Annotated in this window: 13 protein-coding genes; 7 read left to right on the top strand and 6 right to left on the bottom strand. The window is 72.6% G+C overall.

Translation table 11 applies throughout. The features are described from left to right. Positions 1-372 (top strand): CbiX/SirB N-terminal domain-containing protein (locus G3I42_RS04325; RefSeq protein ID WP_275405220.1); only part of this gene is annotated, 372 nt, incomplete at its 5' end. A gap of 144 nt (positions 373-516) precedes the next feature. Next, the gene (locus G3I42_RS04320; protein WP_164282505.1) at positions 517-1065 is read left to right on the top strand and encodes a hypothetical protein; all 549 of its coding nucleotides are present in this window, start codon (positions 517-519) and stop codon (positions 1063-1065) included. Positions 1066-1178: 113 nt separating this feature from the next. On the opposite strand, the gene G3I42_RS04315 is transcribed toward G3I42_RS04320, so the two are convergent. Both G3I42_RS04315 and G3I42_RS04310 read right to left on the bottom strand, forming a co-directional pair. Beyond that, positions 1179-1991, bottom strand: coding sequence for a carbon-nitrogen hydrolase family protein (locus G3I42_RS04315; RefSeq protein WP_203606347.1), 813 nt, complete (start codon positions 1989-1991; stop codon positions 1179-1181). A gap of 167 nt (positions 1992-2158) precedes the next feature. Beyond that, the gene (locus tag G3I42_RS04310) at positions 2159-3655 is read right to left on the bottom strand and encodes a cation:dicarboxylase symporter family transporter (RefSeq protein ID WP_164282503.1); all 1497 of its coding nucleotides are present in this window, start codon (positions 3653-3655) and stop codon (positions 2159-2161) included. A 179-nt stretch (positions 3656-3834) separates the two neighbouring features. Here G3I42_RS04310 and G3I42_RS04305 point away from each other — a divergent pair, with 179 nt between their 5' ends. Further along, on the top strand, positions 3835-5448 hold the full coding sequence (locus G3I42_RS04305; protein ID WP_164282502.1) for a sensor histidine kinase: 1614 nt from the start codon (positions 3835-3837) through the stop codon (positions 5446-5448). After that, entirely contained in the window at positions 5445-6128 is a 684-nt protein-coding gene (locus tag G3I42_RS04300; protein ID WP_164282501.1) for a response regulator, read from the top strand. The genes G3I42_RS04305 and G3I42_RS04300 overlap by 4 nt, the downstream gene beginning before the upstream one ends. A 4-nt stretch (positions 6129-6132) precedes the next feature. Here G3I42_RS04300 and G3I42_RS04295 read toward each other — a convergent pair whose 3' ends face one another. Both G3I42_RS04295 and G3I42_RS04290 read right to left on the bottom strand, forming a co-directional pair. Beyond that, positions 6133-6525: a nuclear transport factor 2 family protein gene (locus G3I42_RS04295; RefSeq protein WP_164282500.1), complete on the bottom strand. Its 393-nt coding sequence runs from the start codon at positions 6523-6525 to the stop codon at positions 6133-6135. A gap of 257 nt (positions 6526-6782) precedes the next feature. Further along, complete coding sequence (locus tag G3I42_RS04290; protein WP_164282499.1) at positions 6783-7808, bottom strand: ATP-dependent 6-phosphofructokinase; 1026 nt, start codon at positions 7806-7808, stop codon at positions 6783-6785. Between the two features lie 406 nt (positions 7809-8214). Between G3I42_RS04290 and pta the strand changes: the two genes are divergently transcribed. The 3 genes from pta (at position 8215) to pyk (ending at position 13305) form a co-directional block, all read left to right on the top strand. Then, positions 8215-10296, top strand: coding sequence for a phosphate acetyltransferase (gene pta, locus G3I42_RS04285; protein WP_164282498.1), 2082 nt, complete (start codon positions 8215-8217; stop codon positions 10294-10296). 130 nt (positions 10297-10426) lie between these two features. Next, on the top strand, positions 10427-11656 hold the full coding sequence (locus G3I42_RS04280; protein ID WP_164282497.1) for an acetate kinase: 1230 nt from the start codon (positions 10427-10429) through the stop codon (positions 11654-11656). A 218-nt stretch (positions 11657-11874) separates the two neighbouring features. Continuing rightward, positions 11875-13305 carry a pyruvate kinase gene (gene pyk / locus G3I42_RS04275; RefSeq protein WP_164282496.1) on the top strand — a complete coding sequence of 477 codons (1431 nt, stop codon included), beginning with the start codon at positions 11875-11877 and terminating at the stop codon, positions 13303-13305. An 88-nt stretch (positions 13306-13393) separates the two neighbouring features. On the opposite strand, the gene G3I42_RS04270 is transcribed toward pyk, so the two are convergent. Continuing rightward, a complete protein-coding gene (locus tag G3I42_RS04270) occupies positions 13394-14869 on the bottom strand; it encodes a hypothetical protein (protein WP_343244450.1) in 1476 nt (491 codons plus the stop codon). Next, the gene (locus G3I42_RS04265) at positions 14850-15455 is read right to left on the bottom strand and encodes a DUF6114 domain-containing protein (protein WP_164282494.1); all 606 of its coding nucleotides are present in this window, start codon (positions 15453-15455) and stop codon (positions 14850-14852) included. Before G3I42_RS04265 ends, G3I42_RS04270 begins: the two co-directional genes overlap by 20 nt. Positions 15456-15518 lie beyond the last annotated feature (63 nt).

Genomic DNA, 15518 nt, shown 5'->3' with positions numbered 1-15518 from the left:
GCCCCGGTCGTCCTCGCGGCGGCGGGCTCGGGCGACGCCCGGGCCCGGGCGGACACGTTGACTTCGGCCCGCCTGCTGTCGGCCCGCCTCGGCGCCCCCGTGACGGCGGCGTTCCTGGGCGGCGAGGGCCCCGACCCGGCGACGGCGCTGGCGAGTTGGCCCGGACAGGACGTCTCCGTGGCGCCCCACCTCCTGGCCCCGGGCTTCTTCGCCCGCCGCCTGGACGGGCTGGACGTACGGGTGGCTGCGCCGCTGGGGGCGGAGCGGAGCGTGGTGGAGCTGGTGTGGGGGCGGTACGAGGCGGGGGTGCGGGGGGCATGGGCGGGCGCGCGGGATGGGGCGGGGGTGGGGGTGTTCCGGCCAGGCACGTGATTACCCGGTAATCACCACCGTAGGCCCCGCACGCGCGGGGGTACCGCAATACGGCTGCGCCTCGGGCGATTTCACCGCCCCCACCACCAAACACTGCCGGAAACCGGCAGTGACCTCGCACGACGCCCCTGCGAAGATCCCCCCATGGGACGGACATTCACGTGGCACGCGGGGCTCGCGCTCGGCTTCGGCGCGGTGCTCATCGCGCTCGGGTTGTGGGGCCCGAGGGCCGGATGGCTCGTTGTGGCCGGGTTCGCCGTAGCGCTGCCGGTGAGTGCCGCCGCCGTGCTGCGCGGCGTGTGGTCGGGCGTCGACCGAGCCACGCTGTGGGCCTCGTTCCGGTGCCTGCCGAAAGCGGTACGGGTCGGCTGCGCCGGGCTCGTGCTGGCGGGCGTCCTCGTGACGGCGCCGGGCTTCGTGAACCTCGGCGATCTCTCGGACGCGCAGGAGGGGCCAGGCGGGTACTCGGCGTTGGACACCCGCACGAAGGAGCGCGTACGGATCTCGCGGGAGCGCTACGAGGAGGTACGGGTCGCCGAGCAGCGCGGCTTCCTCGCAGTGCCGGGCACACTCCTCGCGGTGAGCGGAACGCTGGTACTCGCGCTCGGCGAGTGGAACGGGGTCGGCCCGGCCGGGCGTACGTCTGGAGTGGGGCGGACCCGAGCGGCTGAAAACGGGCGCAGCGCGACGTAAAGCCGCAGGTCGCGCAGGTAGGCCCCGCAGTCGCGGGGATAGCCCCCGCCGCCGACAGCGCCTCGCCGACACCGAGCGTGTAGCCCCCTCCCCCGCAGAGACCACCTCCTACCTCACCCCGCCCCCGCAAAACCCCCCAGCCTCCGGTTCCCCAGCACCGGAATCGCCTTCCTCACCCGCTCCACCTCCGCCACGTCCACCTCCGCGAACACCACCCCCGGCTCCGCTCCCGCCGAGGCCCGTACCGTCCCGTCCGGGCCCGCCAGCACGCTGTAGCCGATGCCTGTCGGGGCCTTGCCCGAGCGGGGCAGGTCGCTCGTCTCCGGGTCGGCCTGGTCCACCGCCGCCACGTACAGCGTCGCGTCCAGGGCGCGGGCGCGGACGAGGAGTTCCCACTGTTCGCGCTTGCCGGGGCCCGCGCCCCAGGAGGCGGGGAGGAGGCTCAGGACGGCTCCCGCGTCCGCGTGGGCGCGGAAGAGTTCGGGGAAGCGGACGTCGTAGCAGGTCGCGAGGCCCGTACGGATGCCGTCCACGTCGATCGTGACGACCTCGGAGCCCGGCGCGACCGTGGCCGACTCGGCGAAGCCGAACGCGTCGTAGAGGTGGATCTTGTCGTACGCGGCCTCGACGCCGGGGCCCGTCGCGAGCAGCGTGTTCGTCACGCGCCCGTCCGCCGCCGGCGTGAACATCCCCGCCACCACCACGATCCCGCACTCCGCCGCGACCTCCCGCACGCCCTGCGCCCACGGCCCGTCGAGCGGCTCGGCCACCGGTCCCAGCGGGATGCCGAAGCACGCCATCGTCGCCTCGGGGAAGACGACGAGCCGGGCTCCCCCCGCGGCGGCCTCACGCGTGCGCTCCCGTACGAGGGCCAGGTTCGCCGCGGGCTCGGGGCCCGAGGTGAGCTGGCCGAGTGCGAGCCTCAGCGGTGTCGTGGTCATCGTCGTACGTCCTCCTCGCGGGCGGCGGCACCGTCACCCCCCCCCATGGTCGCCCCTGCCCCGCCCGGCCGCACCCATCCGTCCCCGTGCGCCACGACACGGCGTGAACGGCGGCGGGGCGGAGTGAAGACCCCGCCCCGCGTCCTGTTTCCTCACACGCCGGAGCGACTGGACCGCCCGGCGACGTCCCTCGGCTCCGGCACGTCCTTCTCCGCACCGGCCCCCGCCAGGGCGTGCGTCCCGGCCCCCCGGGCGTCCGCCTCACCGTCCCCGGTACCCGCCTCCCCCTCGTCGAGAAGCGTCTTCTCGTCGAACGGCAGCTTCCCGGCCAGCACCTGGTCGACCCGCTCCTTGTCGATCTCCTTCGTCCACGTCCCGACGAGCACCGTCGCCACCGCGTTCCCCGCGAAGTTCGTCAGGGCGCGCGCCTCGCTCATGAAGCGGTCGATGCCGACGATCAGGCCGACGCCGTCGACGAGTTCGGGGCGGTGGGACTGGAGGCCGCCCGCGAGCGTCGCGAGCCCCGCGCCCGTGACGCCCGCCGCACCCTTCGAGGCGACGATCATGAAGACGAGCAGCGAGATCTGCTGGCCGATCGAGAGCGGCTGGTCCATCGCCTCGGCGACGAAGATCGAGGCCATCGTGAGGTAGATGGCGGTGCCGTCGAGGTTGAAGGAGTAGCCGGTCGGGACGGTGATGCCGACGACCGGGCGCGAGACGCCGAGATGCTCCATCTTCGCGATGAGCCGCGGCAGCGCGGACTCCGAGGAGGACGTCGAGAGGATGAGCAGGAACTCGCGGGCGAGGTACTTCAGGAGGAGCAGGATGTTGACCCGCGCGAAGAGCCTGAGCAGCGCGCCGAGAACGAGCACGACGAAGAGCAGGCACGTCACGTAGAAGCCGATCATGATGACCGCGAGCGATTTGAGCGCGTCGACGCCCGTCTCGCCGACCACGGCCGCCATCGCGCCGAAGGCGCCGACCGGGGCCGCCCACATGATCATGGACAGGACGCGGAAGACGAGCTTTTGGAGGTGGCCGATGCCGCGCAGGACCGGCTCGCCGCTCTTGCCGAGCGCCTGGAGCGCGAAGCCGACGAGGAGGGCGACCAGGAGCGTCTGGAGGACCTTCTCGCTCGTGAACGCCGAGACGAGCGTCGTCGGGATGATGCCGAGGAGGAAGTCGACGGTCGACTCGGAGGCCTTCGGCGCCTGCGCGGCGCCCACCTCCCGCACCGACTCGGTCAGGTGGAGGCCCTGGCCCGGCTCCAGGAGGTTGCCGACGAGGATGCCGATCGCGAGCGCCACGGTCGACATCACGAGGAAGTAGCCGAGCGCGAGCCCGCCCACGGCACCGACCTTCGCGGCCTTGCGGACCGAACCGATACCGAGCACGATCGTGCAGAAGATGATCGGCGAGATCATCATCTTGATCAGGTTCACGAAGCCGGTGCCGAGCGGCTTCAGCTCGACGGCCACGCCCGGCGCGGCGAAGCCCAGGATGATGCCGAGGACCACGGCGCCGATCACGGCGAGGTAGAGGTAGTGGCTCTTGTCGCGACGCCTGGGCGCGGCGGGCGGCGGGCTCGGCGGCGGGGTCGCGGGCCCGTGTCCCTCGGGCTCGGGGGCGGCTGCCTCGGTGGCTGGCACGGGGGGTCCTCCTGGGGACGTCGTCGTCGGGGCGGCGCGGGGAGACTGCGGCTCGCTCCGCACGCCGGGCTGCGGCGACTCTGCCGCACGGTGTGACCCGCGTCACTGTTTCGTTCATTAAGGTCGCGCGGACCAGCCCCGGGGGCGCCGGGCCCGCCCCGCTTGGGCACACTGTCCCGATGCGTCTCCCCCGTCCCCGGAGCCTGGCGGGTCAGCTCTTCGCGATGCAGGTGCTCCTCGTGGCGCTCGTCGTCGCGGGCTGCGCCCTCTTCACGTACGTGAGCGACCGCCGCCAGGCACGTACCGCCGCCGAGCGCCAGGCCACCGCCGCCGCGCTCGCGATCGCCGCCGCGCCCACCGTGCGCGAGGCGATCGGCGCGCCCGACCCCACCCGCACCCTCCAGCCGTACGCCGAGAAGGTCCGCCGCGAAGCCGACCTGACCTTCGTGACGATCATGTCCCCCGACGGCATCCGCTACACCCACCCGACCCCCGACCGGATAGGCGAACGCTTCCTCGGGCACCGCGCCGAGGCGCTGCGCGGGCACACCTTCTCGGAGACGTACCGGGGGACGCTCGGGGTCTCGGTACGGGTCGTGACGCCGGTCGAGGAGGGCGGCCGGGTCACGGGGCTCGTGAGCGCGGGGATAGACGTCACGGCGATCAGCGAACGCCTGCGCCACCAAGTGCTGTTGCTCCTCGTCATGGCGGCGGCGGCACTGCTGCTCGGGGGGACGGGCACGTACGTGATCAACCGGCGGCTGCGCCGGCACACCCACGGCATGAACGCGACCGAACTCGCCCTCGTGCACGACTACCACGAGGCCGCCCTGCACGCCGTGCGGGAAGGGCTGCTCCTGCTCGACGGGCACCGGGCCGTGGCCCTGCTCAACGACGGCGCGCGCGAACTGCTCGGGCTGCCGCCCGGCGCGTATGTCGGGCGACCCGTCGCGGAGTTGGGGCTGCCGCGCGGGCTCACCGGGGCGCTGCTCGCTTCGGAGCCGCGGGTGGACGAGGTGCACCTCACCGAAACGCGCGTCCTCGTCGTCAACACCTCGCCGGTCTCCGGCGGCCAGCGCTCGGGGACGATCGTGACCCTGCGGGATCACACGGAACTGCGGGCGCTCATGGGCGAGTTGGACGCCGAGCGGAGCTTCGGCAAGGCACTGCGGGCGCAGGCGCACGAGGCCGCGAACCGGCTGCACACGGTCGTCTCGCTCGTCGAACTCGGGCGCCCCGACGAGGCGGTGGAGTTCGCGACGGCCGAACTGGAGCTGGCCCAGGCGCTCACGGACCGCATGACGGGCGCGGTCGGCGAACCGGTGCTCGCTGCGCTCCTGTTGGGCCGGACAGCGTACGCGCACGAGCACGGCGTGGAGCTGGTGCTGAGCGAGGACAGCGGGCTCGACGACGGGCTGCTCCCCGCGAGCCTGCCGCCGCGCGACCTCGTGACGATCCTCGGCAACCTCGTCGACAACGCGGTCGAGGCCGCCCAAGGCACCCCGGGCGCGCGGGTCACGGTCACCGCCCGCGCCGAACACACCGGAGAACGCGATGAGTTGCTGCTCCGCGTCGCCGACAACGGCCCCGGGCTCGACCCCGCCCACACCGAGGACGCCTTCCGCGACGGCTGGTCCACGAAGGCCGCCGAGCCGGGCGCGCACGGCCTCGGTCTCGCACTCGTGCGGCAGGCGGCGGGACGCGCGGGCGGGAGCGTGGCCGCGCGGCAACGTACGGGCGGCGGCGCGGAGTTCACCGTGCGGCTGCCGCTGCCCGCCGGGGGGACGCGATGAGCGAGCCGGTACGCGTCCTCGTCGTGGAGGACGAGGCGGTCGCGGCCGACGCGCACCGCCTGTACGTCGAGCGGGTGCCGGGCTTCACGGTCGCGGCGGTCGCGCACTCGGCGGCGGCCGCGCGCCGCGCCCTGGAGCGCACACCGATCGACCTCGTCCTCCTCGACCTCTACCTCCCCGACGGACACGGGCTCCAACTCCTGCGCGGGCTGCGCTCGATGGGGCACCGGGCGGACGTCATCGCGGTGACGTCGGCGCGGGATCTCGCGGTGGTGCGGGAGGGGGTTTCGCTCGGCGTCGTGCAGTACGTGCTCAAGCCGTTCACGTTCGCGACGCTGCGGGACCGGCTCGTGCGGTACGGGGAGTTCAGGGCGGCGGCGGGCGAGGCGGCGGGGCAGGACGACGTGGACCGCGCCCTCGCGGCGCTGCGCGCCCCGCGCCCGGCCGATCCGCCGAAGGGTCTGAGCGCGCCGACCCTGGACCGGGTCACGCAGGCTTTGCGCGCGGCGGGCGAGGACGGGCTCACCGCCCAGTCGACGGCGACGCTCGCGGGCCTGTCCCGCATCACGGCCCGCCGCTACCTCGAACACCTCGTCACCGCGGGCCTCGCGACCCGCGCCCCGCGCTACGGGCAGGTGGGGCGGCCGGAGTTGCACTACCGCTGGGAGGCGCGGGGCTGAGCCCTCAGCCGGAGGCGGCCTCGCGCGCGATCCGCTCGAACTGTGCCCCCATGGCCTCCGCGAGCGCCTGCGCGCCGGAGAGCGGGCGGACCATGACGGTGAACTCGTCGATCAGGCCCGCCTCGTTCACGTGCAGGAAGTCGCAGCCGGTCAGCTCGCGGTCGCCGACGCGCGTCGCGAAGACGAGGGCGTGGTCGGCCCCGTCCGCCTTCCCGATCTCCTTCACGTACCGGAAGTCCACGAAGACGCGGAGCACACCGCGCAGGATCGCGGCGGTGATCGCCTTGCCCTGGTACGGCTTGTGGACGACCGGGCTGGTGAACACGACGTCCTCGGCGAGCAGCGCCTCGATCGCGGCCAGGTCACGGGCCTCCACGGCCGCACGGAACGCGCGCATGCGCTCACCTCTCCATCGGGGAACAGCGGTGCCGTCACACTAGTGCGGGCACGGGCCGCGTGACCATGGCCTCCGGCAGGAAAAGTCCAGGTGGCAGGGGCGCTCCGCCCGCGCGCACCCCGAAGCTCCGCCCGTGCGTACTCCCGGGGGCCCCGCCCGCGCGTACTCCCGAAGCTCCGCCCCGGACCCCGCTCCTCGCACGCCGGAGAGGCTGGACAGGGGTCCAGCCCCAGGGGCCGGGCATCGGCCCCGTCTCCCTAGAACACCGACTCCGCCTCTTCCATCCGCTCCCTCGGCACCGTCTTCAGCGCCGTGACCGCCTCCGCCAGCGGGACCATCACGACGTCCGTGCCGCGCAGTGCCGTCATGTTGCCGAAGTCGCCGCGGTGGGCGGCCTCCACCGCGTACCAGCCGAAGCGCGTGGCGAGGACGCGGTCGTAGGCGGTCGGGGTGCCGCCGCGCTGGACGTGGCCGAGGATGACCGGGCGGGCCTCCTTGCCGAGGCGCGATTCGAGTTCGTAGGCGAGGGCCGTGCCGATGCCCCGGAAGCGCTCGTGGCCGAACTGGTCGATCTCGCCCTTGCCGTAGTCCATCGTCCCGGCCGCCGGGTGCGCGCCCTCGGCGACGCAGATGACGGCGAACTTCTTGCCGCGCGCGAAGCGCTCCTCGACCATCTTCACGAGGTCCGCCGGGTCGAAGGGCCGCTCGGGCAGGCAGATGCCGTGCGCGCCGCCCGCCATGCCGGACTCCAGCGCGATCCAGCCCGCGTGCCGGCCCATGACCTCGACGACCATGACGCGCTGGTGCGACTCGGCGGTGGTCTTGAGGCGGTCGATCGCCTCGGTCGCGACGCCGACGGCGGTGTCGAAGCCGAAGGTGCGGTCGGTCGAGGAGATGTCGTTGTCGATCGTCTTCGGCACGCCGACCACCGGCATCCCGCTCTCGGAGAGCATCCGCGCGGCGGTCAGGGTGCCCTCGCCGCCGATCGGGATGAGGACGTCGATGCCGAGTTCCCGGGCGAGTTCGGGGGCGTTGGCGCAGGCCTCGGCGAGCCGGCCGCGCTCCAGGCGGGCCGAGCCGAGGACCGTGCCGCCGCGCGCGAGGATGCCGCTCACCGCGTCGAGGTCGAGTTCGCGGTAGTGCCGGTCGAGCAGGCCCTTGTATCCGTCCTCGAACCCGATCACCTCGTCACCGTGGTGCGTGACGGCGCGGTGCACGACCGACCGGATCACTGCGTTGAGGCCCGGGCAGTCGCCGCCTGCGGTGAGAATTCCGATGCGCATCGTGCTGTTCTCCTGCTCGCTTACTAGAGGTGCGCGGGGGTTGAGAGGACGGGAAGGACGCGAAGAACGCGGATGGACGGTGCTGGTTCCCCCTGAACTCGGGCCGATTCTCGCACGCCCGGGGAAAGCCCGGAACATACGTCCGTCCCGGGGGCGCGCGTTTACCGGTACCGGAGCGGAACAACGGTAGGGGGCGCGCGGAAATGCGGACGCGCCGGGGGCCCGCGGAGGCGGCATACCGAGTGCTGTGGGTAGTGTCAAGGGGGCAGGTTCAGCAGATCAGGTGTTTTTGTCCTATGAGTTCTCCGGCATTCTCTTGCGCTCCGCGCGGGATGCCAAGAACGATTCCGGCGTGCTCTGATGAGTACCCCTGAATTCGTATGAGTAGGGAAACGGAGAAATACCGGTGGCGCGCAGTGTCTATGTGACCGGGACCGACCGGGGGGACGGGCGGCAGGTCGTCGAGCTGGGGGTCATGGAGCTGCTGACCCGCCGGGTCGACCGGGTCGCGGTCTTCCGGCCGCTCGTCCACGACGGCCCGGACCGCATGTACGAGCTGTTCCGCGAGCGCTACGGGCTCTCGCAGCCGCCCGACTCGGTCTTCGGGATGCACTACGCGCGGGCGAGCGCGCTCCAGGCCGAGCAGGGCCTGGACGAACTCGTCTCGCGGCTCGTGGAGGACTACCAGCGGCTCGCCGCCGCGTACGACGCGGTCCTCGTCATCGGCACGGACTTCGCGCACACCCAGCTCCCCGACGAGCTGGGCTTCAACGCGCGGCTCGCCAACGAGTTCGGGGCCTTCGTGCTGCCCGTCGTGGGCGGCAAGGAGCAGTCGGCGGAGTCGGTGCGCTCCGAGGCGCACAACGCCTACCGCGCCTACGCGGGCCGGGGCTGCGACGTCCTCGCCATGATCGTGAACCGGGTCGCGCCCGCCGACCGCGACCTCGTGCAGGAGCGCCTCACCGGCCGGGTCGGCGTGCCCGTGTACGTGCTGCCCGACGAGCCGAGCCTGTCGGCGCCGACCGTCGCCCAGATCACGCACACGCTCGGCGGAACGGTTCTGCTGGGGGACGAGGCGGGCCTCTCGCGCGACGCGCTCGACTTCGTCTTCGGCGGCGCGACGCTGCCGAACTTCCTGCACGCCCTCACCCCCGGCTGCCTCGTCGTGACCCCGGGCGACCGCTCCGACCTGGTGGTGGGCGCGCTCGCCGCGCACTCGGCCTCGGCCCCGGCCATCGCGGGCGTCCTGCTGACCCTCGGCGAGCGCCCTGACCAGGGGATACTGCAACTCGCCGGTCAGCTCGCCCCCGGCACCCCGCTCGTCTCGGTGCCCGGCAACAGCTTCCCGACCGCCACCGAGCTGTTCACGCTCGAAGGGCGCCTCGGCGCCGCGACCCCGCGCAAGACGGAGACCGCGCTCGGTCTCTTCGAGCGCTGGGTCAACGGCCCGGCGCTCCTGGACCGCATCCGCGTCGCGGGCAGCGGCCGGGTCACGCCGATGATGTTCGCGCACAAGCTCATCGAGCAGGCTCGCGCGCACCCCCGCCGCGTCGTGCTCCCCGAGGGCACCGAGGAGCGCGTGCTGCGCGCGGCGGACATCCTGCTGCGCCGCTCGGTGTGCGCGCTGACGCTGCTCGGCGACCCGGCGGCCATCCGCAAGAAGGCCGCCGACCTCGGCGTGGACGTCGAGGGCGCCGAACTGCTCGACCCGCACGACTCCGAGCTGCGCGGCCGGTTCGCGCGCGAGTACGCGCGGCTGCGGGCGCACAAGGGCGTGACGGAGGAGCTGGCGCACGACGTCGTCGCCGACGTCAACTACTTCGGGACGCTCATGGTGCGGGCCGGGCTCGCCGACGGCATGGTCTCGGGCGCGGTGCACTCCACGGCGGCGACGATCCGCCCGGCCTTCGAGGTCATCAAGACCCGCCCGGACGCGAAGCTCGTCTCCTCGGCCTTCTTCATGTGCCTGGCCGACAAGGTCCTCGTCTACGCGGACTGCGCCGTCAACCCCGACCCGGACGCCGAGCAGCTCGCGGACATCGCGATCCAGTCGGCGACCACGGCCGCGGCCTTCGGCGTCGAGCCCCGTATCGCGATGCTGTCGTACTCGACCGGCACCTCCGGCTCGGGCGCGGACGTCGACAAGGTGCGCCGGGCGACGGAACGGGTACGGGCCGAGCGCCCCGACCTGCTCATCGAGGGCCCGATCCAGTACGACGCGGCCGTCGACCCGTCGGTCGCCGCGACGAAGCTGCCCGACTCGCCCGTGGCGGGGCGTGCGACGGTGCTGATCTTCCCGGACCTGAACACGGGCAACAACACGTACAAGGCCGTGCAGCGCTCGGCGGGCGCGGTCGCCGTCGGGCCGGTCCTCCAGGGCCTGCGCAAGCCCGTCAACGACCTCTCGCGCGGCGCGCTCGTCGAGGACATCGTGAACACGGTCGCCATCACGGCGATCCAGGCGGGGCAGACGGCCGAGTCCGGCTGAGGGCGGTATGTCTTACGGGCGGCGCGATGTCTTACGGGGCGGCGCGCGGGAACCCGTACAGCCGCCCCGTGAGCGCGCACCGCCCGCTCCCCCGTCCGCTCCCCTCCTACGGACCCACCGAAAGGCCCCCGTGTCCGCCTCACCCACTCGCGTGCTCGTCCTCAACTCCGGTTCCTCCTCGGTCAAGTACCAGCTCCTCGACATGCGGGACGAGTCGCGGCTCGCGACCGGTCTCGTGGAGCGGATCGGGGAGCGCACCTCGCGCGTCGAGCACACCCTGCTGACCGGCGCGGAGCCGGAGACCCGTACCCGTGAGGGCCGTGTGGCCGACCACGGCGAGGCCCTCGACGCGGTCGCCGCCGAGCTGTCCCGCGACGGGCTCGGGCTCGACTCGCCCGAACTGCTCGCCGTCGGGCACCGCATCGTCCACGGCGGGCGGCTCTTCGACGGGCCGACGCTCGTGGACTGGCACGTGGAGCGCGAGATCGAACGGCTCATCCCGGTCGCCCCGCTGCACAACCCGGCGGGCCTCGCCGGCATCCGTACCGCGCGGCAGCTGAACGACGCGCTGCCGCAGGTCGCCGTCTTCGACACCGCCTTCCACGCGCACATGCCCGAGGCGGCCTCCCGGTACGCGCTGGACACCGCCGTCGCCGAGGCGCACCGCATCCGCCGCTACGGGGCGCACGGCACCTCGCACCAGTACGTCTCACGCGCGACCGCCGAGCTGCTGGGGCGGCCCTACGAGGAGACGAACACGATCGTCCTGCACCTGGGCAACGGGGCCTCGGCCGCGGCCGTCCAGGGGGGCCGCAGTGTGGACACCTCGATGGGCCTGACCCCCTTGGAGGGGCTGGTGATGGGCACCCGGTCGGGGGACATCGACCCCGCGGTGGTCTTCCACCTGATGCGGAACGCGAGCATGTCGGCCGAGGATGTGGATGTGCTGCTGAACAAGAAGAGCGGCCTGTACGGCCTGTGCGGTGACAACGACATGCGCGAGATCACCCGCAGGGCGGACGAGGGCGACCGCACCGCGCGGCTCGCCTTCGACGTGTACATCCACCGCCTGCGCAAGTACATCGGCGCGTACACGGCCGTCCTCGGCCGCGTCGACGCGCTCGCCTTCACGGCGGGCGTGGGCGAGAACTCGGCGCCCGTGCGCGCCGCGGCCGTGGACGGGCTGACCGGTCTCGGGCTCGCCGTGGACCCGGAGCGCAACGCGGTGCGCGAGAAGCGGGCCCGGGTCATCTCCCCGGACGGAACACCCGTCGCCGTCGCCGTCGTACCGACCGACGAGGAACTGGAGATCGCGCGGCAGACGTACGGGCTCGTCACGGAAGGAGGTGCGCGGGGCTGAATTCACGCGAGGCTGCCGCACCGTGATTTCCGTACGCGTTTCCGGTCCGTTTTCACGGTATTCCGGGCGGCCCACCTGAGCGCGGCGGTGCCCATGTGTCGCGTTCTCCGGCGGTTCCCGCACCGCGGGAAACCCTTTCGTCTGAGCGGCCCCGCGCCCATGTGTTCTTCCGGTGGTCCGTTAATCCCGCCCCGAAACAAACCGATAGGATTTGCCTCATGCGCCGTTCCAAAATCGTCTGCACTCTCGGTCCAGCGGTCGACTCGTACGATCAGCTGAAGGCCCTTATCGAAGCCGGCATGAACGTGGCCCGGCTCAACATGAGCCACGGCTCGCACGAAGAACACCTCGGGCGTTACCAGCGCGTCCGCAAGGCCGCCGCCGACACCGGCAGGACCGTCGGGGTCCTCTTCGACCTCCAGGGCCCGAAGATCCGCCTGGAGACCTTCGCCGACGGCCCCGTGGAGCTCGTGCGGGGCGACGAGTTCACCATCACCGCCGAGGACGTGCAGGGCGACCGCACGATCTGCGGCACGACGTACAAGGGCCTCCCGGGCGACGTCGCCAAGGGCGACCCGATCCTCATCAACGACGGCAACGTCGAGCTGAAGGTCACCTCGGTCGAGGGCCCCAAGGTGCACACCATCGTCATCGAGGGCGGCGTGGTCTCCGACCACAAGGGCATCAACCTGCCCGGCGCGGCCGTGAACGTCCCCGCGCTCTCCGAGAAGGACGTCGAGGACCTCCGGTTCGCGCTGCGCACCGGGGCCGACATGATCGCGCTCTCCTTCGTGCGCGACGCCTCGGACGTCAAGGACGTCCACAAGATCATGGACGAGGAGGGCAAGCGCCTCCCCGTCATCGCGAAGGTCGAGAAGCCGCAGGCCGTCGCGAACATGGAGGAGGTCGTCCTCGCCTTCGACGCCGTCATGGTGGCGCGCGGCGACCTCGCCGTGGAGTACCCGCTGGAGAAGGTCCCGCTGGTGCAGAAGCGCCTCGTGGAGATGTGCCGGCGCAATGCCAAGCCGGTGGTCGTGGCGACCCAGATGATGGAGTCCATGATCACCAACTCGCGCCCGACGCGCGCCGAGGCGAGCGACGTCGCGAACGCGATCCTGGACGGCGCGGACGCGGTCATGCTCTCGGCCGAGTCGAGCGTGGGCGCGTACCCGATCGAGACCGTCAAGACGATGTCGAAGATCGTCACGGCGGCCGAGAACGCGCTGCTCTCGCAGGGCCTCAAGCCGCTCGACGAGGGCAAGAAGCCGCGCACGCAGAGCGGTTCGGTCGCCCGTGCCGCCGCCGAGATCGCGGACTTCCTCGACGCGGACGCGCTCGTCGCCTTCACGCAGTCCGGTGACACCGCGCGCCGCCTGGCCCGCTACCGCACCGCGCAGCCGGTCCTCGCCTTCACGACGGACGAGTCCACCCGCAATCAGCTCGCGCTGAGCTGGGGCGTGACCCCGTACCTCGTGCCGCACGTGGACACGACGGACGCGATGGTCGACCTCGTGGACGCCGAGACGGTCAAGCTCGGCTCGCTCAAGAACGGCGACACCGTGGTCATCACGGCGGGCTCGCCCCCCGGCGTCCCCGGCTCGACGAACCTCGTCCGGGTCCACCACCTGGGCGACACCCGGCAGGGCTGAGCAGGCTCCGCAGGACGGAACGGCACGCGAAAAGGGGCGCCTCCCGGTATTCCGGGGGGCGCCCCTTCCGCGTGGGCGGCCGGGCGGCTCAGCTGCCGCTCGTGTCCAGGTAGTTGTGCAGGCCCGGAATGGTGAGCGTGCCACCGAACTGGCCGGCCTGGACGACCGTCGCGTCCGTGAAGAACAGCTCGGGCAGGGTCAGCGGCGGCGGGCTGTCGGGCGTGAAGTCGACCGGGATGAGGCCGAGCAGCTTCCCCTTCAGCTCCTCCGTGTACATCGTGACCTTGCCGTCGCGGATCGTCGACGTGGAGCCCGGGGCGCCCTTGACGTGCGTCGTGTACTCGCCGGGGCCCACGGCCGTCTGGTGCAGGTCCTTGATGTCGATGCCGGTCGCGGTGAACTTGAGGACGTTCTTGACCTTGCCGCTCGGCGTGCGCACCTTGACGATGCCGTCGTACCCGAGCCCGTGCAGGCTCAGCTTGGTGGTGTGCAGCGTCCAGGGGTCCTCGGCGACGCGCGGGAAGCTCTCGTCCACGTCGGCGTCGGCGAGCGCCTTCGCGTCGTGGGTGGGGCAGGGGTAGGGCTCGGGCTCGTCGCCCTTCGCCGCCTTCGTCCCGTCGGCCTTCGCGCCCTGCGGGCCCTTGGCGTTCTGCTCCCCGGCCTTGCGGGCGCCCTCGGCGATGTCCTCCTCGGAGGCACCGGCGGCGCGCGCGGCGGCGCTGAGGTCGTCCTTGAGCGTACGGGGCCCGGCGTCGTCGCCCGCCTTGGCGTCCCCGGCGTCGTCGTCGGCCTTGGCGTCCGCCGTCTTGTCGTCGGCGGTCTTGCCGTCAGCGGATTCGTCGTCCGCCTTGGCGTCCGCGTCCTTGGTGTCCTTGGTGTCCGCGGCCTTGTCGTCCGCGGTGGACTTCTCCTCGCCGGAGGCGTCCGCGTCCTCGTCCTTCTGATCCTTCTTGTCCTTCGGCGTGAAGAGGTCCTTGAGGGCGTCGCCGAGGCCCAGCGGGTCGAGCGGGTTCTTCGTCTCGGACGCGCTGGGCGACGGACTCGACGAAGGCTCGTCCTGCGCCTTCTTCGCGGTCTTCGCCCCGGGACTCGCGTCCGCCTCGTCCTGCCCGGCGGCGGTGGTGCCCGAACCGTCCTCGGCCTTGGCCTCGGCTCCGTCCTTCGCGGCGTCCTCGGCACCGTCCTTCGCACCGTCCTTCGCCTCGTCCGAGGCGGAGGGGTTCGGCGTCGCGGAGGGCGAGGGCGAGGCGCCCGGGCTCGTGCTCGTCGAGGGCTCGGGCTTCGTGGAGGCGGAGGCGGACCCGGAGGGCTCCTGGCCCGGCTCGTCGGAGCGGGTGACGCAGGGGCCGGGCGCGAACGGCAGGTCGGTCTTGTCGTCGGCGAGCGCGAGGCGCGGGGTGAGCCCCATGCCGACGAAGACGGCCGTCGGCATGGCCGCGAGGGCCATCGCCTTGCCCGCGGGTATCCGGAACTTGGTCAGGACCGACTTGCGCGGCGCCGCGTGCCGGGGACCCGATCTGCGCTCCTCGCCCGGACGCAGCTCGTCATTCGGCACGGTGCCCACCACCGTCGGCGAGGTGCGCGAAGGGCCGCCCGCCGTCTCCGGCCGGGGCGTCGTCCCCGGCGGGTCCGGGCTGTCGCGGCAGTACGGGGCCGGAGCCCGCGTCCGGGCCGCCCTGGCCCTCGGGGGCGGGGTCGCCACTCGGGTCGCCCGCCGGGTCACCGGCCTCGGCCCCCTTCCCGCCCAGCGCCTTCTTGTCCGGAACCCAGGCGAGCGCGAGGCTGCCGCCGAAGAGGGCGAGGAGGAAACCGACGACGAAGCCGCCGAAGTTGGAGACCGGGAGCGAGACCAGGGCGAGGAGGATCGCCGCGACTCCGGCGAAGACCCGTACCTGTGCCTGGAACCACATCGTCAGGCCGAGGGTGATGAGCAGGACCCCGATGATGAGGGAGCCCGCGCCCGCGGTCGTCGACATGCGGACGGTGAGCTGCCCCAGCTTGAGGTCGTTGTAGGGGATGTAGGCGATGGGTATGCCGCCCAGCAGTGTCAGCACACCGGCCCAGAAGGGCCGGGTGCCCCGCCAGTTGCGGAACCGCGTTCGCCAGGCGTGCAGTCGGTGGTCGCTCAGCCCTGGGGACTCGGCGGTCATGGAAAACAGCTCCCTGGAACCGGCTATGCGTGGATGAGGGGGCACGGGGGCACTGGTCCGAGG

The sequence above is a fragment of the Streptomyces sp. SID11385 genome (assembly GCF_010548245.1).
GTDB lineage: Bacteria > Actinomycetota > Actinomycetes > Streptomycetales > Streptomycetaceae > Streptomyces.
This window is presented reverse-complemented; position numbering and strand designations above follow the sequence as displayed.

What these genes read in the sequence shown, in the direction of transcription:
- G3I42_RS04320 (WP_164282505.1), top strand. Translation starts at nt 517, where the DNA reads ATGGGACGGACATTCACGTGGCACGCGGGGCTCGCGCTCGGCTTCGGC.
- G3I42_RS04305 (WP_164282502.1), top strand. Translation starts at nt 3,835, where the DNA reads ATGCGTCTCCCCCGTCCCCGGAGCCTGGCGGGTCAGCTCTTCGCGATG.
- G3I42_RS04300 (WP_164282501.1), top strand. Translation starts at nt 5,445, where the DNA reads ATGAGCGAGCCGGTACGCGTCCTCGTCGTGGAGGACGAGGCGGTCGCG.
- G3I42_RS04295 (WP_164282500.1), bottom strand. Translation starts at nt 6,525, where the DNA reads ATGCGCGCGTTCCGTGCGGCCGTGGAGGCCCGTGACCTGGCCGCGATC.
- G3I42_RS04290 (WP_164282499.1), bottom strand. Translation starts at nt 7,808, where the DNA reads ATGCGCATCGGAATTCTCACCGCAGGCGGCGACTGCCCGGGCCTCAAC.
- pyk (WP_164282496.1), top strand. Translation starts at nt 11,875, where the DNA reads ATGCGCCGTTCCAAAATCGTCTGCACTCTCGGTCCAGCGGTCGACTCG.
- G3I42_RS04265 (WP_164282494.1), bottom strand. Translation starts at nt 15,455, where the DNA reads ATGACCGCCGAGTCCCCAGGGCTGAGCGACCACCGACTGCACGCCTGG.